Here is a 1,557-nt window from a genome sequence, read left to right on the forward strand (position 1 = left end):
GGCGTATATAGTCGCCACCAACGACAACTGTCAACACACATCGACAATGTTTTTTCGATTTCTCGTAGAGATATCCACCGGGCCGAAATTCATGAGTTGGCTTGGCTGAATTGTGGGCGGCGTTCTAGCGCTCACCATTCCTGTGATGCGTCCCGAGCTCGAGGCGCTGATGTGCGCCATCGCACCCGTCGCGCCTGGAGGACTGCAGAGCAATTCTCCACCGAAGCGCCGTTTAGAGCCGGTCTTCGAGCAATTCCGGTGTGATGTTCCGGCCGGCGTAAAAGCTGCCAGGATCAGGACCCGCCCGCCCTCGACGGCAAAGGCAATGCTGTCGCGGTAGCCAACAATCCGCAGCCAGGCATGATCTCGACCCGCTCGGTGCCCCGCTGTGGAAAAGTCGACAGACCGAGACAATGGTCGGGATACCCGCAATGAATTTCCAGGCGATCGCCGGCGACGCACGTCCGGCTATGTCACCGTAGAGTTGCTCCAGCTCGGCTTCTGCCTTGGGGTGGAAGACAATCCGATACTCCACCCCTACTAGGCTTTCGCCTGCTTCGCGCGATGACGCGCCTCCAGCCGGGAGAAAACCGTCTCGGCAGGGATTCCCTTCGATGAATCCTGCCGGAGTTCAGTTAGGCGCCCCGGTATCTCCTCGCGCAGCCATTTCTCCCGCTCCGCCTCCAAATCCTCAAGCATGCGCAGGCCCGCGCGGACAACTTCGCTGGCATTGTTGTAGCGGCCTGATTCGAGCTGCTTCCTGATGAAAAGCGTGCGGGGAATATGGGAGTGATCCCGAACCTGGCGATAGATGTCAGCTATTAGCAAAAATTAGCAAAATTGGCTGATTCGGCCATGCCACACCTTGCGCCACTCATCCTCAGAGAATCACCTTTCACTTTGATTCGACTTGATCGAGGCGTCGCTTCAACGCCCCAGGCCGCTCGGCCAACGGCACTTGCGGCTATTGCGGCGTGACACACCCAACCGCCGGCGCGATCAAGGATCTACATGCAGGTCGATTCGCGGTCCTCAGTCATTGTCATGGCCGAGGGTGGCCACAAAAAGCCGGCTGAATAGAACACCACCCCCGACCCAATCATTTCGTATTTGATTGCAAGTCATCACCGGCATCACTGACCGATGCCCGATAAGAGGATCGGATGCTTCGTCTTTTTCGCCTCCGATTCGGTTGATCCGGTTATGGCGGCGGCTGGGCACTTCACTGCCAGTCCCCCGAACGCAAACGGCCCGCGGCTGCGGGCTGTTTTGAATTAGGTTTTGTTGAGAGGCTTGTTTTGTTGTCGTAGCTTGTCGGCTGAGGCCTCTTTGTGCGCCGACGAGTGCCGCTTGCAGGCACCATTGTCCCCCGAATGCGAACGGCCCGCTGGCTGGTGCCTGGCGAACTGTTTGTTTGGTGCAGATTGGTTTGCAGGGGACGGGATTGGTTTTTTTGTTCCGCAGCTTGGGCTTCGCCTTGTTGCGGGCGCCTGATCCGGGGCAATCGATGGCCAGCCCAGCCGAACATCAAAACGGCCGGCGGGCATTGTTCCAGGC

General features: G+C 58.4%; 1 protein-coding gene and 1 pseudogene. Both read right to left on the reverse strand.

Translation table 11 applies throughout. The features are described from left to right. Positions 1 to 232 precede the first annotated feature (232 nt). Positions 233 to 535, reverse strand: a pseudogene (locus tag EOC06_RS44550) (type II toxin-antitoxin system RelE/ParE family toxin). A 5-nt stretch (positions 536 to 540) separates the two neighbouring features. Further along, positions 541 to 783: a type II toxin-antitoxin system ParD family antitoxin gene (locus tag EOC06_RS37025; protein ID WP_128310096.1), complete on the reverse strand. Its 243-nt coding sequence runs from the start codon at positions 781 to 783 to the stop codon at positions 541 to 543. Positions 784 to 1,557: the final 774 nt, after the last annotated feature.

The sequence above is a fragment of the Mesorhizobium sp. M7A.F.Ca.MR.362.00.0.0 genome (genome assembly GCF_004023175.1).
Classification (GTDB): Bacteria; Pseudomonadota; Alphaproteobacteria; order Rhizobiales; family Rhizobiaceae; genus Mesorhizobium.